This window comes from Pseudomonas sp. DTU_2021_1001937_2_SI_NGA_ILE_001 (genome assembly GCF_032463525.1).
In the GTDB taxonomy this organism is placed as follows: Bacteria; Pseudomonadota; Gammaproteobacteria; order Pseudomonadales; family Pseudomonadaceae; genus Aquipseudomonas.
Genome location: NZ_CP135971.1, coordinates 732,396 through 753,161, shown reverse-complemented (window position 1 = coordinate 753,161; position 20,766 = coordinate 732,396). Strand labels below are relative to the sequence as shown.

General features: G+C 64.7%; 21 protein-coding genes. 6 read left to right on the top strand and 15 right to left on the bottom strand.

The window, feature by feature from the left end; all coding sequences use genetic code 11:
- Positions 1-17: 17 nt before the first annotated feature.
- On the top strand, positions 18-248 hold the full coding sequence (locus RRX38_RS03355; RefSeq protein ID WP_315961530.1) for a hypothetical protein: 231 nt from the start codon (positions 18-20) through the stop codon (positions 246-248).
- A 126-nt stretch (positions 249-374) separates the two neighbouring features.
- Here RRX38_RS03355 and RRX38_RS03350 read toward each other — a convergent pair whose 3' ends face one another.
- The 12 genes from RRX38_RS03350 to RRX38_RS03295 form a co-directional block, all read right to left on the bottom strand.
- Complete coding sequence (locus RRX38_RS03350; protein WP_315961529.1) at positions 375-782, bottom strand: VOC family protein; 408 nt, start codon at positions 780-782, stop codon at positions 375-377.
- A 64-nt stretch (positions 783-846) separates the two neighbouring features.
- Positions 847-1,332 (bottom strand): OsmC family protein, encoded by a 486-nt coding sequence (locus RRX38_RS03345; protein WP_315961528.1) that lies wholly within the window; start codon positions 1,330-1,332, stop codon positions 847-849.
- Between the two features lie 38 nt (positions 1,333-1,370).
- On the bottom strand, positions 1,371-2,519 hold the full coding sequence (locus RRX38_RS03340; protein ID WP_315961527.1) for an AAA family ATPase: 1,149 nt from the start codon (positions 2,517-2,519) through the stop codon (positions 1,371-1,373).
- 1 nt (position 2,520) lies between these two features.
- Complete coding sequence (locus tag RRX38_RS03335; RefSeq protein WP_315961526.1) at positions 2,521-3,381, bottom strand: RNA ligase family protein; 861 nt, start codon at positions 3,379-3,381, stop codon at positions 2,521-2,523.
- 206 nt (positions 3,382-3,587) lie between these two features.
- Positions 3,588-4,418, bottom strand: a complete 831-nt coding sequence (locus tag RRX38_RS03330; RefSeq protein WP_315961525.1) for an amidohydrolase family protein — start codon at positions 4,416-4,418, stop codon at positions 3,588-3,590.
- Positions 4,419-4,469: 51 nt separating this feature from the next.
- Entirely contained in the window at positions 4,470-5,753 is a 1,284-nt protein-coding gene (locus tag RRX38_RS03325) for an MFS transporter (protein WP_315961524.1), read from the bottom strand.
- A gap of 41 nt (positions 5,754-5,794) precedes the next feature.
- Positions 5,795-6,526: a GntR family transcriptional regulator gene (locus tag RRX38_RS03320; protein WP_315961523.1), complete on the bottom strand. Its 732-nt coding sequence runs from the start codon at positions 6,524-6,526 to the stop codon at positions 5,795-5,797.
- 143 nt (positions 6,527-6,669) lie between these two features.
- Positions 6,670-7,569: a transporter substrate-binding domain-containing protein gene (locus RRX38_RS03315; RefSeq protein WP_410524864.1), complete on the bottom strand. Its 900-nt coding sequence runs from the start codon at positions 7,567-7,569 to the stop codon at positions 6,670-6,672.
- A 24-nt stretch (positions 7,570-7,593) separates the two neighbouring features.
- Positions 7,594-8,376, bottom strand: coding sequence for an amino acid ABC transporter ATP-binding protein (locus tag RRX38_RS03310; protein WP_315961522.1), 783 nt, complete (start codon positions 8,374-8,376; stop codon positions 7,594-7,596).
- Complete coding sequence (locus tag RRX38_RS03305; RefSeq protein ID WP_315961521.1) at positions 8,373-9,032, bottom strand: amino acid ABC transporter permease; 660 nt, start codon at positions 9,030-9,032, stop codon at positions 8,373-8,375. Before RRX38_RS03305 ends, RRX38_RS03310 begins: the two co-directional genes overlap by 4 nt.
- On the bottom strand, positions 9,013-9,678 hold the full coding sequence (locus tag RRX38_RS03300) for an amino acid ABC transporter permease (protein WP_315961520.1): 666 nt from the start codon (positions 9,676-9,678) through the stop codon (positions 9,013-9,015). The genes RRX38_RS03305 and RRX38_RS03300 overlap by 20 nt, the downstream gene beginning before the upstream one ends.
- Before the next feature lie 360 nt (positions 9,679-10,038).
- Positions 10,039-10,950: a LysR family transcriptional regulator gene (locus RRX38_RS03295; RefSeq protein WP_315961519.1), complete on the bottom strand. Its 912-nt coding sequence runs from the start codon at positions 10,948-10,950 to the stop codon at positions 10,039-10,041.
- A 175-nt stretch (positions 10,951-11,125) separates the two neighbouring features.
- Here RRX38_RS03295 and RRX38_RS03290 point away from each other — a divergent pair, with 175 nt between their 5' ends.
- The 3 genes from RRX38_RS03290 to RRX38_RS03280 are packed head-to-tail and all read left to right on the top strand — an operon-like array spanning position 11,126 to position 14,701.
- Positions 11,126-12,016 carry an NAD(P)-dependent oxidoreductase gene (locus tag RRX38_RS03290; protein WP_315961518.1) on the top strand — a complete coding sequence of 297 codons (891 nt, stop codon included), beginning with the start codon at positions 11,126-11,128 and terminating at the stop codon, positions 12,014-12,016.
- Between the two features lie 4 nt (positions 12,017-12,020).
- Positions 12,021-13,538 (top strand): aldehyde dehydrogenase family protein, encoded by a 1,518-nt coding sequence (locus RRX38_RS03285; RefSeq protein ID WP_315961517.1) that lies wholly within the window; start codon positions 12,021-12,023, stop codon positions 13,536-13,538.
- Positions 13,539-13,543: 5 nt separating this feature from the next.
- Positions 13,544-14,701, top strand: a complete 1,158-nt coding sequence (locus tag RRX38_RS03280) for a M20 aminoacylase family protein (protein WP_315961516.1) — start codon at positions 13,544-13,546, stop codon at positions 14,699-14,701.
- Between the two features lie 43 nt (positions 14,702-14,744).
- On the opposite strand, the gene RRX38_RS03275 is transcribed toward RRX38_RS03280, so the two are convergent.
- Both RRX38_RS03275 and RRX38_RS03270 read right to left on the bottom strand, forming a co-directional pair.
- Complete coding sequence (locus RRX38_RS03275; RefSeq protein ID WP_315961515.1) at positions 14,745-15,368, bottom strand: glutathione S-transferase; 624 nt, start codon at positions 15,366-15,368, stop codon at positions 14,745-14,747.
- Between the two features lie 138 nt (positions 15,369-15,506).
- On the bottom strand, positions 15,507-16,835 hold the full coding sequence (locus tag RRX38_RS03270; RefSeq protein WP_315961514.1) for a DUF3100 domain-containing protein: 1,329 nt from the start codon (positions 16,833-16,835) through the stop codon (positions 15,507-15,509).
- Between the two features lie 605 nt (positions 16,836-17,440).
- Here RRX38_RS03270 and nhaA point away from each other — a divergent pair.
- Entirely contained in the window at positions 17,441-18,655 is a 1,215-nt protein-coding gene (nhaA, locus tag RRX38_RS03265) for a Na+/H+ antiporter NhaA (protein WP_315961513.1), read from the top strand.
- Here the strand turns inward: nhaA and RRX38_RS03260 are convergent.
- Entirely contained in the window at positions 18,628-19,533 is a 906-nt protein-coding gene (locus tag RRX38_RS03260; protein WP_315961512.1) for an AraC family transcriptional regulator, read from the bottom strand. The two genes, nhaA and RRX38_RS03260, sit on opposite strands and share 28 nt — an antisense overlap.
- A 173-nt stretch (positions 19,534-19,706) precedes the next feature.
- Between RRX38_RS03260 and RRX38_RS03255 the strand changes: the two genes are divergently transcribed.
- Positions 19,707-20,756, top strand: coding sequence for an NAD(P)-dependent alcohol dehydrogenase (locus tag RRX38_RS03255; protein ID WP_315961511.1), 1,050 nt, complete (start codon positions 19,707-19,709; stop codon positions 20,754-20,756).
- The last annotated feature ends 10 nt before the right edge of the window (positions 20,757-20,766 follow it).

Below are 20,766 nucleotides of genomic sequence, written 5' to 3'. Positions count from 1 at the left end.
CCTCAAGGAGAAGTGCCATGACCCCAGAAGACCGCAACACTCAGCCAGACACTGCCGGCCGTGCCCTAGACGCCGAGGGCAAGCCGGTGGACGTGGTGCGCCGCGACCTTGAAGATTCATCGGCCAAGACCCGCGGCATCGATGAAGCCATTACCCCGACCTCGGTGCGCACCAAGGAGCAGGAGGCTGAAGAGCTGCGACGCAAGGCCGAGAAAATCGAGCGCGACGTGGCTGACGGCCACGCCTGACGCATCCACGCTGTCCGGGCCTGCACAGGCCTTCATACCGTTGGGGTTTGCTCGCGAAAAGACCTGCCGCGGCGATGCGGTCTTTTGCGAGCAAGCTCGCTGCCACACGATGAACCGCCGTACATCTCAGCCGATCGGCAGATCATCGGCATGCACGAAGCACAGCTTGTTACCTTCCGGGTCGCGACAGTAGGCACCGAAGTAATCCGGCGCATAGTGTGCGCGAATTCCCGGCTCGCCCTCGTCGACCCCACCATGCGCCATCGCCGCCGCCCAGGCATCACGCACCTGCTGCTGGGACGTGCCGGCGAAGCTGACCTGCACGCCGTTGCCCCAGGTAGCGGGCAAGCCATTGAACGGCAACTGCACATAGAAAAACGGCCAGCGTGTGCCGGGCTTATGCCAGCCGACCCCTGGCGGGCCGGAGTCTTCGGCATCTGGAGCACGCACCAGGCCCAAAGGGGCCAGCACGGCATCGTAAAAGGCGGTCATGCGCGGGAGGTCACGCGCGCCGATCTGGATGTGGCTGAACATGATCGAACTCCTGCTGACAGAAACCCTTATGTCTAGCTTGAAATTAAGGCAGCCGCATAAGCCGTCAGTCCGCGCTGGCGATGCGCAACTGCGGCTCGTGGCTGACCGGAAAATTCACCGAGCGAGCGATGAAGCACTTCTCATGGGCGGCGTGGTGCAGCTGGCGCGCCTTGTCCAGGTCGCTGCCCGGCGCCAGGGTCACCTGCGGGCGCAGCACCACCGAGGTGAACTGCCCGGCACCATCGGCCTGCTCCAGCATGGCGCCTTCGGCGTTGTCCTCGTAAGCCTGCACGATGACGCCGGCACTGGCACACAGCCCCAGGTACCAGAGCTTGTGGCACGCCGACAGCGAAGCCAACAGCAGGTCTTCGGGGTTCCAGCGCGCCGGGTCGCCGCGAAAGCTTGGGTCTGACGAGCCGTCGATCACGCTGGCCTTGCCTTCGGCCTCGATACGATGGTCACGGCTGTAGGCGCGATGGCCCGAGGTGCCGCTGCCCTGGTTGCCGGTCCAGGTGACCTTGACGCTGTACTGGTGTTGTTTGTCTGGCATCGCCGCACTCCTTGTGTGAGGCGCACACAGTGCGCCGTTCACCCGTGGCTGACAAGGTACTCGACCGCTTCGGCCTCCACCGGGGTCGGCACTTCCCAGCGGTGGAACATGCGCGCCAGATCCTTGTTGCGCAAGCTGCTGTCGCGCTGGCTGTTGCGCCGGTACAGCTCTTTTTCGGCCTGTTCCAGGTAGCAGAGGGTCACTTGCGCGCCGTAGCCGTGCAGCAGGTCGAGGGTCTTCTTGCGCATCTGCCGCGACAGGTGCGTGGCATTCCAGACGAACGGCTGCCGCTCACGCAGCAGTTGCCGGGCCTTGTCGATGGCATGGTGCGCCACCCTGCCCTCGTTCTTGCCGTGCGCCAGCCCCAGTTCTTCCCGCGCATCGTCGAACGACACGCAGGGCAGGTGCGGATGCTGGCTGGCCACCCAGGTGTTCTTGCCGCTGGCCGGCAGCCCGCACATCACGATCACCGAAGAACCTTCGCGCTCACGGTGAAGGGCGTAGTCCGGGTGCACCTTGGCGCCCTGGAAGTACGCCAGACGCGTATAGGCATCGGCGAAGGCTCGTGGGTGGTGCAGGCAGCCCTCCTCCTCGGCCAGCAGGCGAAATAGTTCGATGTCGTCGAGCACCGCCTGCTTGCCGTCGAAGCCACGCCCCTGCATGTCGGCGCTGGCCACCGCACAGAGCATCCACAATGGCAGCTCCCAGGACAGCTTGCGCACCACATATTCCGCCGGTTTGTCGCCGCGCCGGTCGTTGAGCGCGAAAAACGGCACCTGATGCACGGCGATGATCCGGCAGATCGTCTCGCGAATATCGAAGGGCACCCCGGCCCGCCAGAGGATCACCCGAGCGTCTACGGCGCCACGCGCGGAGTGCCCTGGCTGGCCGATGCGTCCGGTCGCTTCGTCGATCACCGTGGTCGAGGGCTTGGCGATGTCATGCAGCAGGCAGGCGTAGAACAGGATGAAACGCTGTTCGGTACTCGCCGCCGCATAGGCGGCGCTGTCGAGCAGGGCCTCGACCACCATGCGGGTGTGGATCAGCACATTGCCTTCGGCATGGTACAGCGGGTCCTGGGGTGTGCCTTCCAGTGCCAGCAGCGCGGGAATGCCGTGCATCAGGGCAGCCCAGTCCGGCTCTTGTCCAGGCGCTGGCAACAGCGCCTGCAGGGTTTGAAAGTCCATCTCAGCAGTCCTCCTTCAAGGTTTGCCAGGTCACTGTCGGCTGTGGCGCATACAGGTCCACGCCGGCCGCCAGTCCGTTGCCCACGTAGGGTTGGCGCAGGTGATGCTCACCGGCCTCCATGATGGCCTGGACGAAGTCCGCCCTGACCCATTTGGCACGCTCGAGGGTCTGGGCCTGGTCTTCGATCTTCAGGTACAGGCCCTCCATGTGCTCCGACTTGTCCAGGCGTGCCCAGGCCCGCTCCCGGTCATGGCCTTCGCGCTGCACGGCTTCGACGAAGCGCTCGCGCCACTGCGAAGAACGCGCCAGCGACGGACCGACCAGGTCCAGCAGATCGGCCAGCCGCCGTGGTGCGACGCCGGCGTACAGCACCGGCACCGGCAGCACCGGCCCGCCTTGCAGCAGTTCAGTGCGCGCCGCCGTAGACAGGAACCGCCCGCTGCGCCGGTCGTAGACGTCGAACTCGCAGAACAGATGCGGCAGGCGGTCGTAGAACACCGAATGGGTCTTGCTCAGCACCTCGCCGAACATCACATAGCGGTCCTGCAAGCGATCCAGCAGCCAGGCTTCGTGGCAGGCCGCCCATTGCTTGAACATCGAGAACTGGCGCTCGCGAGAACCACCGGTCAGGTAATGCCCCCGCGACTGCAACAGCAGCTCGCCGGCCTCGCTGAACGACACGGCGGCGTTGGCGCCATCGAGTTTTTCTTCGACGACGATATGGCGACCTTGCAGGTCGCGGTAAGCCAACTGGTCATGGGCCGAGTCGCCAAACTGCAGGCGCGAGCTTTCCAGGTGGCGAGTACGGGGGTATTTGAATAATTCGTAGCGTTGCGCTTCAGCGCGCGGGTCGAGTGTCATGATCGAGTCTCCTGAAAATGAGAGACCGACAACGCTCGGAGGGATGTGGCAAGGCCATGCGCAGGCGCAGACCAACAGCGATCAGACCGTCGTCGGGTTAGATGTGTTGGTTGATGCAGGGCACTGGCTTCACCACTTGTAGGAAAGGGTTTATCGAAAGGCGCGCATTAAACGCGCGCCTCTACCGGGCTGTCAACCCATGACACTCAGATAGCAAACAGCTCGGCCGCCGATTCACGCAGTACCTGGGGCAAGATCCCCTGAGCGGCGGCCAGCTGACGCAGCCTGTCCAGCTCGTCGCCGAAGCGGGCCTGCGCTTCGTGCTGGGTGTGCGGCCAGTCGCTGCCCCACAGCAGGCGCCGCGCGCCCAAATGGTCACTCAAGGCTGCCAGCGCCTGGGCGGCAAAGTCCGTTTGCTGCTGCGCGGTGCCGCCCAGGCGGTAGAGGGCCGAGACCTTGACCCAGAGCTGACCGCCACGGCCCAGTTCCAGCAGTTCGCGCATGCCGGGCTGGTCGAGGCCCAGCCGAGCGTCAGCACGACCGAAGTGGTCGACCACCACCTTGCAGCCTGCCGCCAGCAGCGTTTCGATCAGCGCCGGCAGGTCGGCCAGTTGGCGGTGCAGCTCGACATGCCACCCCAGTGCATTGACCATCTCCAGGCAAGCCTGCCAGGCCGGTTGACGCAGGTCGGGCAAGGTCTGGCCGACGAGGTTCAGGCGCATGCCCCGCACGCCCAGCGAGGCCATGTGCACCAGGGTTTCGAGGGGCGTGTGCGGGTCGATGACCACCACCCCGCGCAGACGATCGAGGTTCTGCTCCAGTGCGTCGAGCAGGTAGCTGTTATCGGTGCCCAGAAAGCTGGGCTGCACCAGCACACCGTGGCTCATGCCATGGGCGTCGAGTTGCGCCAGATAATCGTCCAGCGTGGCATCGGCGTTCGGTGCGTAGCGGCGCGCCTGGACCATTTGCAGCCGGTGGTCGAACACGTGGGCATGGGCGTCGATGCCGCTGAACGGCAAGGATTGAATCGTGGTCATGAAACATCTCGATCAAGGGTGGTGCCCGTACCGGGCACCGGAAAACGACGGTCAGGCTTTCTGCGCGGGAGCCGGTTCGGGGGCTTCGCTGCCTGGCACGCTGTCATTCAGCTGGCGACCGCGGGTTTCCGGCAGCGCCAGGGCGGCCAGCACCGCAACACCGTAGGCAATGCCCGCATCGATGCCAATGGCACTGCCCAGCGACATATAGCCACTCATGTGCCCGACCAGGAACGGGAATACCGCCGACAGCACGCGGCCGAAGTTGTAGCAGAAGCCCACGCCCGCACCGCGTACGTCGGCCGGGTACAGTTCGTTGAAGAACGAGCCGAGGCTGGCCGGAATACCGGCGGCGAAGAAGCCCAACGGGAAGCCCAGGAACAGCATCTGCGTGTTGGTCAACGGCAGGAACAGGTAGCACTGCACGGTGATCACGCAGCACAGCGCATAGAGAATGATGTTCTTGCGCCGCCCGATACGGTCGATCAGCAGGCCACTGACGATGCAGCCCAGCCAGAACGCCACGATGATCACCGCCAGGTAGCCGCCGGAACCGAGTACCGACAGGTTGCGTTCGGTCTTCAGGAAAGTCGGCAACCAGGTCATCACGGCGTGGTAGCCACCGTGGGCGCCAAGACCGAGGATGCCGCCCAGCAGGGTCACGCGCAGCAGCTCAGGGCGGAAGATCCCGGCCATCGAAGCCAGCAGGCTCTTGCCCTGCAAGGCCTCGCGTTTGTGCGCCGAAACCGGCGGCTCCTCGACATTGCGACGTACGTAGATGACCAGCAGCGCGGGTAACAGGCCGACCAGGAACATGACCCGCCAGGCGATATCTTCCGGCACAAGGGAGTAGATCAGCGTGAACAGGCCCACCGCCGCACCCCAGCCAAAGGCCCAGGCGCTTTGCACCGCGCCCATCACCTTGCCGCGATACTTGCTCTGGATGGTCTCGGCCATCAGCACCGCACCGGCCGCCCATTCGCCGCCAATGCCGAAGCCTTGCAAGGCCTTGATCACCAGCATCTGGTGAAAGCCGGTGGCGAAGGCCGACAGGAAGGTGAAGAACGAGAACCACAGAATCATCCACTGCAGGGTGCGAACCCGCCCGTAGCGGTCCGACAGCGTACCGCCCAGCCAGCCGCCGATGGCCGAGGTGACCAGGGTCACGCCGCTGATAAGGCCGGCATCGCTCTTGCTCAGGGCAAAGGCCGCGATCAGCGCGGGAATGGCCAGGCCGAACATCTGTACTTCGAGTGCGTCGAGGGACCAGCCACCGAAGCAGGCCCAGAAGGTCTTGCGCTCCCGGGAAGTGATTTGGCGATACCAACTGAACATTGTTCTTATCCTTATTGGGGGTGAGTGAAGCGTCGCGGGCCTCAGCGAATCTCGACGCTGTAGTGGAAATGCCTGGCATGGCCGCGCGAACGGCGCCATTCCAGGGGCTTGCGGGCGTAGTCGCGCGCCAGACGCTCGATGACCACCACCGGGCTGCCCGGCTCGGTGTGCAGCAGGCGCGCATGCACCTCGCTGGCGGCTTCGGCAGTCAGGGTTTCCTCGGCGCTGGCCACGACCTGCCCGCACAGCGATTCGTAGATGGGGTAAAGCAGCGGTCCCTCGCGGTCCAGGTCGACCTCCAGCAGCGGCTGGAACAGCGCCTGGGACAGCCAGATCTCCTCGGCCAGCACCGGCTGGGCATCGAGCAGACGCAAGCGCTGCATACGGATGACCGGCGCATCGGCGGGCAGATCCAGCACCTGGCTGACCGCCGAAGGGGCCGGCACGGTCTCCACACGCAGGATGCGGCTTTCCGGCACCCGACGCTCGCCGCCAGGCCCCTGGAAGCGGAAGAAGCGGAACAGCGATGATTGGAATTGCGGACGGCGGATAAAGGTACCGCGCCCTTGCTGGCGTTCCAGCACCCCCTCGCTTACCAGGGCATCGACTGCCTTGCGCACCGTGCCCACGGAGATCGCGTATTCCTGGGCCAGGGCAGCTTCAGTGGGAATCGCCTCGCCCGGACGCCAGCGGTTCATGGCGATTTCGTGGGCCAGTTGGTCGCGCAGACGCTGGTAACGGGGCAGACGGTCATCAGTGACAGGGGTTTTCATTGTTATGGTCATCCAGTCATATATATGAATCTTTGGCGGAGTATTTCTCTTCATCGCCCCGTCGTCAAGGCTCAAGCCCGTGCGCAAAACAAAAAGGCCCGGTGATCGACACCGGGCCTTTTGTCTGCTCAGAACAACAGGGCTTAGCCCTTCCAGTTGCCACCTTCGACGATCACGTCTTCAGGGCGTGTATCGCTGGCCAGTTCCTTGCGCACGTACTGGTCGTAAAGCTTGAGCAGGTACTTGTCCTGGCCCAGACGCGCCAGCTCGATGTTCACCCAGTCACGCAGCTCGGTATTGCCCTTCTTCACGGCCGGCGCGATCGGCGCTTCGCCGCCAAGTTTTTCCGGCAGGGTGCGGTAGCCAGGGTTCTGCTTGGCCCAGCTGAACAGCACCAGATTGTCCTGGGCATAAGCGTCGCCACGGCCGTTGGCCAGGGCTTGCAGCGACTCGGAGTTCTTCTCGAACTTGAGCAGCTTCCAGTCCGGATGGTTCTTGGTCAGCCATACGTCGGCGGTGGTGCCGGTGGTGACGATGATGGTCTTGTCGGCCAGGTCTTCGAGCTTCTGCGCCGGGCTGTCGTTGGGCACCAGGGCCTGCACCGCGACCTTCAGGTTGGGGTTGGTAAAGTCCACCGCCTGCTGGCGTTCAGGGGTGACGGTCATGTTGGCGAGGATGATGTCGACCTTGTCGCTCTGCAGGAACGGAATGCGGCTGGCCGGCTCCACTGCGACGAACTCCACCTTGTTCTCGTCGCCCAGCAGCGACTTGGCAAATTGCCGACCGATGTCGGTATCGAAGCCGACATAACGGCCCTTCTCATCGACGAAACCGAATGGCGGCTTGTCGGTGAACACGCCAACGATGAGTTTGTCGCGGGCCTTGATCTTGTCCAGGTAGCCGGCGGGTGCAGCCGCCTGGACAGGTGCCGTGGCGGCAGGCTTGGCCGCCTGGTCACCCTGGCCGCACCCGGCCAGCAGGCCGAGCCCGAGCAAGGGCAGCAGGAACAGCGAGCGGGTGGATTTCAACGAGGCAGTCAGCATGAGATGTCCTTGGTTTGGCTGTTTTCAGATGGCCGCTGCCCGGGTGGCATGGCGCCGCCCCGGCAGGGTCTCCAGGTATGAGAACTTCTCCAGGAACTGCTGCGCGCGTGCGCTCGAAGGTTGAGTGAAGAAAGACTCGGGGTCGCGTTGTTCAAGGATGCGTCCGGCATCCATGAACACGATGCGGTCGGCCACGGCGCGGGCGAAGCCCATTTCGTGGGTGACGATGAGCATGGTCATGCCGCCTTTGGCGAGGTCGAGCACCACCTCCAGTACTTCCTTGACCATTTCCGGATCGAGGGCGGCGGTGATCTCGTCGAACAGCATGACCTGCGGGTTCATGCACAGCGAACGCACGATGGCGATGCGTTGCTGCTGGCCCCCGGAAAGCTGGCGGGGAAAGGCATCGCGTTTGTCCGCCAGGCCAACCCGGCGCAACAGCGCCTCGGCCTGGGCCTGGGCTTCCCGGCGGTCACGGCGCTGTACCTTCAGCGGACCGAGCAGGACGTTGTCCAGCACGCTCATGTGCGGAAACAGGTGGTAACTCTGGAACACCATGCCGACTTGCTGACGTACCTGGCGCCAATCGGTGCCGGGCGCGAGCAACTGTCGCCCGGCGAAGTGCAGTTCGCCGCCCTGCGCCTGCTCCAGGCCGTTGAGGCAGCGCAGCAAGGTGCTCTTGCCGCAGCCGCTGGGGCCGAGGACGACGATCACTTCGCCGGCTTCGACCTTCAGGTCGATGTCCCTCAATACCGGCTGGCTGCCGTAGGACTTGTTGAAACCCTTGAATTCGATCAGTGCGCTCATGCTTGTGTCCAGCGCCGTTCCAGCACGCGCGAGGCGAGCGACAGCGGATAGCAGATGAAAAAGAAGAACAGGAACAGCGCGCCGTAGATCAGCACCGACTCGTAGGTGCGCTCGATGATCTGCTGGCCCACCTTGATGACATCCACCACACCGATCAGCACCGCCAGCGAGCTGGTCTTGATCAGCCGGGTATAGATGTTGATGGTCGGTGGCGTCATGCGCTTGAGCGCCTGCGGCACCAGCACCTGTGAGTACAGCTGCACGGTGGACAGGCCGATGGACAGCCCCGCCTCGCGCTGCCCTTTGGGCAGTGATTTCAGCGCCCCGCGCGCCACCTCGCCCACCTCTGTCGCCCCCCACAGGCTCAGCACCAGCACCGCGCACCAGAAACTGGGGATGCTCAGGCCGAAGAAGATCGGCAAACCGAAGAACAGCAGGTACAGCCACACCAGTACCGGAACGGCGCGAAACAGCTCCAGATAGCTGCGCAATGCCAGGTTCAGCCAGCCAATACCCAGTGTGCCGAGCGAACCGTAAAGCAAGCCACCGACGGTACTGAACAGAATGCTCAAGGCCGAGATGGACACCGTTAGGGCGGCGCCTTCCCCCAGCAGGGGCAGCGACACCCACAACAGCTCAAGACCCGAACTGGCCATGTTGCAGCCTCCTTTCCTGACGCCCGAGCAGCAGCGACAGCGGCAGGAACAGCAATACGCAGATCAGTGTCAGCACGGTGAGCATTTCATAGGTCTTGTAGTACAGGGCGATGTAGCTCTTGGTGGTGTAGAGGATTTCCGGCACCGCCACGGCAGACACCACGGTGGTTTCCTTGAGCAGGAAGATGAAATTGGCGAACAGCGCCGGCAGGCTGAGGATGCCCGCTTGCGGCAGGATGACATGGCGCAGCAGTTGCCAGTCCGACAGGCCGATGGAGCGCCCCGACTCAAGCTGCGCGGCGGGAACCGCCTCGACACCGGCCCGCAACACCTCGGTGAGGTAGGCACCGCCGAGGAAGGTCATGGTGATGATGGCCGCCGCGAAGCCGGAGATCTTGACGCCCAGGCTGGGCAAGGCGAAATACACGAAGAACAGCTGGATCAGCAACGGCGTGTTGCGCGCCAGCTCCACATACAGGCCGATCGCCCGGCACAGCAGCGGCGTGCGGAACAGCACTATCGCGGTGTTGAGCAATGCCACCAGCAGCGAAGTGGCAATGGCGATCAGGCCCACCTGCAAGGTGACGCCCACCGCCTTGAAAAACGCCGGCAAGGTGCTGAGCAGGAACGGAAAATCGAAAGTCATGAGGCAGTGTGAGTCGCAGGCTTCAGGGCCGGGATGGCCGCTTTCTTATAGCCTAGCGAATCTAAAACAACGCCAATAAATAACTTTATTGAATAACCATAGATGCACCCAGCAGCATCCAGCCGGGTTTGCCCGCCTCGGCCGACATGGGCGGCATCAGCCGAGAAAGCACCAGGAAAATCACTACATCTGCTGTGAACAGGCCGTCCCTTCGCGGCTGAAGCCGCTCCTACCCGGTCTAATCGACCTGGATTGCGGCTGAGGCCAAAACAGCTCGCTCCGACAAAGCCGAAGAACGTCTAACTGACCAGCATTGCGGCTCAAGCCGGTTCTACCTGGCTGCCCCCTCAAAAAATGGCTTTAGTGATCTTGCCTGAACGCCGTCATGTCCTGCAGCACCAGGCTCAGCATGCGGCTGGCGCCTACGCTCAGTTGCCGGCCCAGGCGGCTGATCAGGTGCACTTCAGGGCTGCTGAACACTTCGCTTTGCAGGGGCACGGCGACCAGCTCACCGCTGCGGATCTCATCTTCCATCACGAACACCGGCATCAGCGTCACGCCCCCGCGCATGGCGAAACGCTTGAGCATGGCGAAGGTGCTGCAGGTCAGTGTCGGCACCAGGCTCAGACCCTGGCGATGCTCGGCCAGGGTGACAATCTGGCGAATGCCATACGACAGCCCCGGCAGGGCCAGCCGATAGCGGTCCAGCCCTTCCAGGGGCAATGGCTCGCTGCGCTGCGCCAGCGGGTGTTCGGGGCCTACCGCCACGCACACCGGCTGGCGGGTATGGGCATGGGAACGAATCTTGGGGTCGGCGGGAGGGTTGAATACCAGCCCCAGGTGCGCTTCGTCTTCGACGATCTGACGGATCACCTCGTTGGTGCCACACACGTTGACCTGCAAGTCGATGCGCGGGTACTGCTCGGAGAAACGACTCAGCGGCGCGGCCAGGCCGTCGATGAAGCCCTCACCCACCGCCAGCACCACCGAGCCGCTCTGCAGGCCACGCAGGGCCTGCAACGAGTCCAGCAGCACCTCCTGCTGCGACAGGCGCTGGCGATAGTAATGCAGCACCCGCTCCCCGGCTTCGGTGGGTTTTACCCCACGGCGATGGCGCTCCAGCAGCGGGCTGCCGAGTTCGTGTTCGAGCTGGGCGATCTGCCGGCTCACCGCAGAGGCCGCGACGTCAAGAAAGTCCGCCGCCGCCCGCACACTGCCCAACCTCACGGCTTCGAAGAAATAAAGAATGCGGCGATCCTGAACCAGACTCATGGGCTTTCCTGTGTGTTGCTGAAAAGGCAACGGAATCGAATTTGACTGATTATTGCTGCGATGACAGAGCACTGTCCATACTCGGTCCAACGACCCCTCCTCGGCTGCACACGCCTTCTGCGGCCAGAGGCAGGGCCTCATTCATGCGGGTGAATCATCGAGCGAGCGTTCTGACATGACTTTGAAAACCGGAGTGATCGGCCTGGGCAACATGGGCGGCGGCATGGCCGCCACGCTGGCCGGCAAAGGCTTCGAGGTAAGCGGTTTCGACCTCAGTGCCGCGGCGCTGGAGCAGGCACAGCGCCAGGGCGTACGCGCCGTCAGCGACCGCGCCGAGCTGATCCGCAGCGTCGACGTACTGATTCTGTCGCTGCCCAAGGCCGAGCACGTCGAGGCGGTGTGCCTGGGCGAGCACGGCATTCTCGAACTGGGCCGTGCGGGCCTGGTGGTGGTCGACACCACCACCTCCACCCCGGAAGCCAGCCGCAAGGTCGCCACCGCCCTGCGTGCCAAGGGCATCGCCTTTCTCGACGCGCCAGTCTCCGGCGGCCCCAAGGGCGCGGCCAACGGCAGCATGTCGATGGTGATCGGCGGCGAGGAAGCTGACCTGGCCAAGGTGCTGCCGGTACTGGAAGCCATGAGCGGCACGCGGGTGCATGTCGGCGGCCATGGCGCCGGCAACGTGGCCAAGATCGCCAACAACATGCTCGCCGCCGCACACCTGATCACCACCGCCGAAGCCATGAGCATGGCCGCCAAGGCCGGCGTCGACCCGCAGAAGCTGTTGGAAGGCATCAATGCCGGGTCCGGGCGCAGCGCCGCCAGCCAGGTGATGTTCCCGACCTGGGTACTGAACAAGGCCTATGACTCGGGCTTCACCATGGGCCTGATGCGCAAGGACGTCGGCTTGGCCAGCGACCTGGCCGCCGCCCTCGATCTCGACCTGCCGCTGGCGCGCCACGTGGCGCAGTTGTGGGATGACAGCCGTGAAACGCTGCCGGACAGCGACGATTTCTGCTGCATCGTGCAGCGCACCGACAAGGCCTTGTACGGCCGTGGGGAATAAGACGATGAGCACACAGACAATCCTCGACCTGATGAGCCCCTATTGGGGCGATCGGCAGACCGTCGCCAGCTATGTGGGCGGCGAGTTCATCGACGGCCACGGCGCCCCGGTGCAGATCCGCAACGCGCACGATGACAGCCTGCTGCTGAGCTTCGCCGACGCCGACGAGACCTTGGTCGAGAAAGCCGACGCCGCCGCACGCAGCGCGCGCCAGCAATGGTGGGCGCTGACCGCCCAGGCGCGTGGCCGGGCCATGTACCAGGTCGGCGCGCTGATCCGCGAGCACGCAGAGAATCTTGCGCAGATCGAAGCACTGAGCGCCAACAAGCCGATTCGCGATGCGCGGGTCGAGGTGGCCAAGGTCGCCGAGATGTTCGAGTACTACGCCGGCTGGGCCGACAAGCTGCACGGCGAAGTCATTCCCGTACCGACCTCGCACCTCAACTACGTCACCTACGAACCGCTGGGCACGGTGTTGCAGATCACCCCATGGAACGCGCCGATCTTCACCTGCGGCTGGCAAGTGGCGCCGGCGATCGCTGCCGGCAACGCGGTGATCCTCAAGCCCTCGGAACTGACCCCGTTGTCCTCGCTGGTGGTCGGCGTGCTGGTCGAACGTGCCGGGGTGCCCAAGGGTCTGGTCAACGTGATCGCCGGTTTTGGCCATAGCATTGGCCAGCAGCTGATCGCACAAGCCGACATTCGCAAGGTGGTGTTCGTCGGTTCGCCCGCCACCGGTCGACACATCGCCGCCGCCGCCGCGCAGCGTTGCATCCCCACCGTGCTGGAGCTGGGTGGCAAATCGGCCAACATCGTGTTCGCCGATGCCGACCTGGAGGTCGCCTTGCGTGGTGCCCAGGCGGCGATCTTCTCCGGCGCCGGGCAAAGCTGCGTATCGGGTTCGCGCCTGCTGGTGCAGGCGTCGATCTTCGACAAGTTCACCCAGGCCCTGGCCAAGGCCGCCGTACAGTTCCAGGTCGGCGACCCGGCCAGCGAACAGACTCAGATCGGCCCGATCAACAACCCCAAGCAATACGCTCACGTCAAAGCCATGATCGAGCGCGCCCTGGCCGACGGCGCACGCCTGGTCGGCGAGGATGCCGAGCCGGTGCCTGCCGGGCCGGGCTACTACATCAACCCCACGGTACTGGCGGGTGATAACCGCCTGCATTGCGCCCAGGAAGAGATCTTCGGCCCGGTGGTGGTGGCCATTCCCTTCGAAGACGAAGCCGACGCCATCCGCATCGCCAACGACAGCCGCTTCGGCCTGGCCGGCGCGGTGTGGACCCGCGATGTCGGCCGCGCCCACCGCGTCGCGCGCCAGGTGCGCGCCGGGACCTTCTGGGTCAACGGCTACAAGACCATCCACGTCAGCTCGCCGTTTGGCGGCTATGGTAAAAGCGGCTACGGTCGTTCGTCGGGCCTCGATGCCCTGCGCGAATACAGTGAAGTGAAGAGCGTCTGGGTCGAAACCGCTGCCGTGCCGGCGGCGAGCTTCGGCTACGGCGCCAGCCTGGAGTGAACGGCATGACGGTTTCCAAGCAACTGATCGAGGACGCCATCGCCTGGCGCCGCGAGATCCACGCCAGCCCCGAGCTGGGCTTTGAAGAACTGCGCACCAGCGACCGCGTTGCCCAGTTGCTCAGCAGCTTCGGCATCGAAGTGCATCGCGGCCTGGGCGGCACCGGCGTGGTCGGTGTCCTGCGCAACGGCGAGGGGCCGAGCATCGGCCTGCGTGCCGACATGGACGCCCTGCCGATCCAGGAGCTGGGCCAGTGTGGGCACAAATCCACCCATCAGGGCTGCATGCATGCCTGCGGCCACGATGGCCACACGGCCATTCTGCTGGCCACCGCCCGCCACTTGGCCGAGACCCGACGCTTCAGCGGCACGGTCTACCTGGTGTTCCAGCCCGCCGAGGAAAACCTCGGCGGCGCGCAGAAGATGATCGACGACGGCCTGTTCGAACGTTTCCCCATGCAGGCCATCTACGGCCTGCACAACTGGCCGGGCCTGCCGGCCGGCCAGGTGGCGGTCAACCCCGGTGCGATGATGGCCTCGCTGGACACCTTCGAGATCGTCCTCACCGGCAAAGGTTCGCACGCCGCCATGCCGGATCGTGGCTACGACCCCATCGTCGCGGCCGCCGAGCTGATCCTCGGCCTGCAGACCATCACCTCGCGGCGCCTGTCGCCGCTGGACAGCGCGGTGGTCAGCGTCACTCAGGTCAATGCTGGCGAGGCGATCAACGTGATTCCGGAAACCGCCACCCTGCGCGGCACCGTACGTTGTCTGCAAACGCCGGTACGGGAGAAGGTACAGCGCCTGATCGGCGAATTCGTCGAGCAGTTGCCGGTGTCTTTCGGCGTCAGCGGAGCGCTGACCTACAACGTCGGCTACCCGGTGACCGAAAACCATCCGGCACAGGCGCAGATCGCCCGCGAGGCGGCACAGGCGGCCCTGGGCAAAGACCAGGTGGTGTTCGGATGTAATCCGTCGATGGCCTCGGAAGACTTCGCGTTCATGCTGCAGGCCTGCCCCGGTGCCTACCTGTGGCTGGGCGTGGATGGCGAGCAGCCCTCGGCACCGCTGCACAACCCTTACTACGACTTCAACGACCGGGCGATCGAGCCGGGCGTGGCGGTGTGGACCGCCCTGGTGGAGCGTAACCTGCCGGCTCGTTGAGCCAACCCGGGCCTGCGCTGCAGGCCCTGTTCCCTCGTCTGCCTTACGGCGTACCGTTGCGCCCATGCGCACGGTAGCCGGCCCTTGCGCTCAGACGCTCGTAATACGCCCGCACCGCCGGCAACGGCGGGTGGGCCAGCGGGGTTTCGAAATAGCGGTTCACCGAGAGGCCGATGGGGATGTCGGCCAGGGTGAAGTCCTGCCCGGCAACATAGGCCCCGGTGGCTGCCAGTTGCTGTTCCAGAATCTGCATGTGCCGCGACCACTCTGCGCAACCGGCCTCGATGGCGGCGCTGTCCTGATGCGCTGGCGATTGGCGTACCAGGGCCATGAACGCATAGCTCCAGGAACGATTGAGATCGCTGGCCTGCCAGTCGATCCACTGGTCGACCCGCGCCCTGGCGCAGGCTTCGACGGGATACAGGCCTGGCCCGGCATAGCGGTTGGCCAGGTAGCGGATGATGCTGTTGGACTCCCACAGCGTGAAATCGCCGTCCTGGATGACCGGCACCATGGCGTTGGGATTCAAGGCCGTGAAAGCCGCATTGTGCGTGGACTGGAAGCCAGAGCCCCAGTCCTCGCGCTCGAAGGGCAGGCCGATCTCGGCGCAGGTCCACAGCACCTTGCGAACGTTGATCGACGAGGCTTTTCCCAGTATCCGCAGCATGGCGCGTCCTTGTTCTGGCAGGTAAAGCGCCGACCCTAGGCCATCTGCACACGAATGTCGAGGCGGCGCATGAACGAAAACGACCGGCCTGGGCCGGTCGTGCGAACGGCCCCTTTCAGGGCCGTCGTCGCTTGGGTGTCAGTGGAAGAATTCGGCGATCAGCACCGCCCCGATGAAGGTGCCGAAGTTGGCCAGGAACGACACCAGCACGATACGCCAGCCCAGGCGGCGGAACGCTGGCAGGTCCTTGGCCACCGACAGCCCGGCGAAGGCCAGCATCGGGGTAATGACCGCCAGCAGATTTACCGTACCGGTCAGGCGGGTGATCTCTGCCGCCCATGGGCAGGCCGGCGAAGTCAGGAACATCGCCACCACCGAGACGGTGCATACAGCCGGGATCTTGCGGCGCAGCAGGTGGTACAGCAGCTCACCTACGAACACTGCACCGATCATGATCGCCATGCCTGCGAACGCGGCTGGCGACAGCACCTTATAACCGACATAGTTGGCGATCAGTGCCAGGGCACCCGCGGCGAACCAGGCACTGATGCGGCCCGCCCAGCCCAGTTCCGGGGTTTCCAGCGACACGTCCTGGCTGCTCGGCCCGTGCTCGGTGACCGAAGCCTTGGTGGTACGGCCAATCAATGGCTCCAGCACGCGGTAGCCCCACACCGCCAGTGGCAGCGAGATGAACAGCGTGAAGTAGGTACCCAGGGTGGTGGTGATCAGGTTCGCCGCTGCCGCGAGGGCCATGACCTCCTTGGCCACCTCGGGGGTCTGCTGGGCGGCGATGGCCCCGGCGGCGGCGGCCATCATGCTGCCCGAGCCGATGCCCGAACCCATCGCCAGAGACTTGGGATCGAAGATGCCCAGGCTGGTGATGAAGCCGGCCACGATGGCGATGAACAGCGCGCCGAACAGGGTGCCGGTGAGGTATTCGGCCAATACGCCACGCCCCTCGGGGGAATCCATGCCATAGCGCTCACCGATGATCGCCAGGCTCGGTTCGCGCCCCACCGAAAAGGTCGCCCCCACGGCTTCACGCTTGATGCCCAGCAGCAAGGCCACAGGCAGGCCGAGGATCACGGTGCCGACGAAGTGGCCGAACTCCTGGAACACCAACGCCCAGCCCGAGGCCATGACCACCGGCAGGGAACCACCGACCACCAGGCCGAGCTTGGCGATGAACACCAGCAAGGCCGGTTGCAGGATTGCGGCGGCGCGGGCCTGGGCACGGCTGTCGAGGGCCAGCGAGCCTGGCAGGCGCGGGCTGAGCAAGCCGATGGCGGCACCGATCAGCAATGCCCAGACCATCGGCAGCAGCACGACCTTGCCGGGGCCCAGGGGGATGCTCAAGGCCCCGACGGCCTCGGCGACGATGAGGATGACGGCGGCCCAGCAGTACAACTTGACCGTGGCCGACACAGCGCTGTTCTCGCCCATGGCGAGCGTGTTGGTGTGGTGCATGTGAATCCCCTCGCCTGCTGGGCACCGTTGCCGGTGGCCCAATAGTTGTCTTGTTTTCAGGAAGTGCCTGTCGGCACCCAGGGCAGATGGAAAATCCATGACGGGCATGGCGGCTCGCGGTTGGCGAGCGGATTGTTATCAGCGACGCCCGTGTCCGTTTTCAGCGAACCCGGCCAGGCGTGAGGCCAGTATGGCCAGCACCAGCAGCCACTCCAATATTGCGGAATTCATTTGTTGTTGCCTAAATCAGAACGCTCCATTGACCTGCATAGCCCCCGCACAACCTCCTCCCGGTGAAATATTCGGAAGCAGATCGACACGCCTGGAAATGCCTGTGCTTTGTTAACATTCGCGTCTGGCGTGTGCTGCGTGCGCCCGGGAGCCATCCCGAATACGGAGAACATTCATTTGTTTTCCGAGGTTTTCAGCATGTTCCACGCCGCGCTTGCGTGCCTTACCGCACCCTGCATTCAGCCTTCGAATGCGCCCCGCCTCCACGCCTTGTCTTTCTTTGCGCCTGCCTCTGGTATTGGCCGCGCTGCGCGACGTGTTCGCCCGGCTGCGGTCCTGCCTGTGGCGGTTCGCTCCTGCCCGAGGACTTCTGCATGACTGCACCCCAGGCCAGCCGGCCCGTCAAATCCATCCTCCACCGCCTGTTGCACAGCGAGGCCAGCGCGGGCGTACTGCTGATGCTCGCCGCCGCCCTGGCGATCCTCATCGCCAACAGCCCCTGGGCAGACGGCTATGAACACCTGCTGCATGCCCAGCTGGGGCCGACCCTGAGCGACAAACTCGGCCCCATGACCGTGCACCTGTGGATCAACGACGGTCTGATGGCGCTGTTCTTCCTGCTGGTGGGCCTGGAGATCAAACGCGAGTTGCTCGACGGCCGCCTGGCGACCTGGGAACAGCGCCGCCTGCCGGCACTGCCCGCGCTGCTTGGCATGCTGCTGCCCGCACTGATCTTTCTCGGCATGACCGCCGGCCAGGCCGGGCTAAGCGATGGTTGGGCCATACCTGCGGCCACCGACATTGCTTTCGCCATGGGCGTGCTGGCCCTGCTGGGCCGTCACGCGCCCGCCTCGTTGAAACTGCTGTTGGTATCGGTGGCGATCCTTGACGATCTGGGCGCAGTGCTGATCATCGCGGTGTTCTACACCAGCAGCCTGGACCTCGCGGCACTGGGGGCATCGGCTCTGACCCTGGGCGGTCTGCTGGCGCTCAACCGCCTGGGTGTCACACGCCTGTGGCCCTACCTGCTCGGGTGTGTGGTGCTCTGGTATTTCACTCTGCTCTCGGGTGTGCACGCGACCGTCGCGGGCGTGGTCGGCGCGCTGCTGATTCCCCACCGGCCAGCTGCCGAGCAGAGCCCGCTGGTGCGCCTGGAGCATGGCCTGGCGCCGTGGAGTGCGCTGTTGATCGTGCCGTTGTTCGGCTTTGCCAACGCCGGCGTGTCGTTCCACGGGCTGAGCCTGGCAGACGCCCTGCAGCCGCTGCCGCTGGGCATCGCCCTCGGGTTGTTGCTCGGCAAGCAGCTCGGCGTGTTCGCTGGCGTATGGCTGGCCGTCAAGACCGGGCTGGCCCGCTGTCCCGAGGGCGCCAGCTGGACGCAGCTGTATGGCATGTCGATGCTATGCGGTATCGGCTTCACCATGAGCCTGTTCATCAGCGCCCTGGCCTATCCGCAGCATCCGGCCTGGGTCGAACAGGCCAAGCTCGGCATCCTGCTGGGCTCGCTGGTGTCGGCGCTGCTGGCCTGCGCGGTGTTGCGCCTGGCGGCAAGACGCGAGGCTCAGGCCTCCATGAGCCCCGCAGCCTGACCACGCAGGGCCATGATGTCGCGTTTCGGCGAACTACCGAACAGCCGACCGTATTCACGGCTGAACTGTGAAGGACTCTCGTAGCCGACCCGATAGGCAGCACTGGACACGTCGAGTTGTTCGTTGAGCATCAGCCGCCGCGCCTCGGTAAGACGCAGCCACTTCTGGTACTGCAGGGGGCTCATGGCGGTGAGCTGGCGAAAATGATGATGAAAGCTCGGTGCGCTCATCTGCACGCGTGCGGCCAGCTCCTCGACACGCAGCGGCTCGGCGAAGTTGAGTTTCAGCCAGTCGATGGCCCGGGCAATGCGGTAGCCCTGACTGTCGACACTGACGATCTGCCGCAACTTGGCGGCCTGGTCGCTGCACAGCAGCCGATAATGCAGCTCGCGCTGGATCATCGGCGCCAACACCGCGATGGCTTCGGGCTCGTCGAGCAGGCGCAACAGGCGTACTAATGGCTCGCGCAAGGCGTCGCTCAGCGTGCCGATGCCCACCCCCTTGCCCGTCGAACGCGCCTGGGGAGCCAGCGGATGACCAAGCGCAATCAACTCGGCCAGCATGCGCAGGTCGAGCTTCAACACCACGCCCAGGCAAGGCGCCTGGTGGCTGGCCTGGATCACCTCGGAGTTGGCAGGCATGTCCAGCGAGGTCACCAGAAAACGGTCCGGGTCGTAGTCGAATCCTTCATCCCCCGCCCACATACGCTTCGCCCCTTGGGCGACCACCACGAGGCTCGGCGGCACCATGCAGACCACCGGCGGTGTCGGCGCGTCGCGGCGGTACAGGCCGAGCCCATCGATCAGCGTGGGGAAATCGCCCGTACGGTCAATCTGCCGGGTGATCAGGTCGGTCAATGTAGCGGCGAGTTCTGTCATGCAAGGGCCTGTCTCAAGGGGCTGCCGGCGAGGATATTGCGCCAAGGCCGTCACTCCTACCGAAATTCACCCGCTTCAGCGGATCAGGCAAGAAAAACAGCGAATCACGCTAACCCGGCGCAGCCCGCTCGGGAAAAGATGGTCGGCACATCCACCCTATCGGAGAAACCTGCATGATCATTCATGCCTATGGTGCCCACGCAGCCGACCAGCCACTCGTTCCTCTGCAGATCAGCCGCCGCACGCCGGGCGCGCATGACGTGCAGATCGACATCGCCTTCTGTGGCGTCTGCCACTCCGACCTGCATCAGGCACGCGGCGAGTGGGCAGGCACCCACTATCCCTGTGTGCCGGGTCACGAGATCGTCGGCAGGGTCAGCGCCCTCGGCGCCTCGGTGAGCGGCTTGCGCGTGGGCGACCTGGTCGGCGTCGGCTGCATCGTCGACAGTTGTCGTCATTGCGCAGACTGCGCCGAAGACCTGGAAAACTACTGTGACGGCATGGTCGGCACCTACAACTTCCCGACGACCGACACCCCGGGGCATACCTTGGGAGGCTACTCGCAACGGATCGTCGTAGATGCCCACTACGTCCTGCGCATTCGCCATGGCGAGGCGCAACTGGCTGCCGTAGCACCGTTGCTGTGCGCCGGTATCACCACCTGGTCGCCCTTGCGTCGCTGGAACATCGGGCCAGGCAAGAAAGTCGGCATCGTCGGCATCGGCGGGCTGGGGCACATGGGGATCAAACTGGCCCGTGCGCTGGGCGCTCACGTAGTGGCCTTCACGACGTCCGAATCCAAGCGCGAAGCGGCGCGACAGCTCGGCGCCGATGACGTGGTGGTGACCCGCAACCCTCAGGAAATGCTCGCACACCTGCGCAGTTTCGACCTGATCCTCAATACCGTCGCCGCTCCTCATGACCTCGACGCGCTGCTGGTTCTGCTCAAGCGCGACGCCTGCATGACCCTGGTTGGCGCGCCCGCATCGGCGCACCCCTCGCCAGACGTGTTCAACCTGATCACCAAACGCCGCGCCATCAGTGGTTCGATGATCGGCGGCATCCGCGAAACCCAGGAGATGCTGGATTTCTGCGCCGAGCACGGCATCGTCGCCGACATCGAACTGATCACGGCCGGGCAGATCAACCAGGCCTTCGAACGCATGCTCGCTGGCGATGTGCAATACCGTTTCGTCATCGATAACGCCACGCTGGCTTCCTGACTGCGGAGAT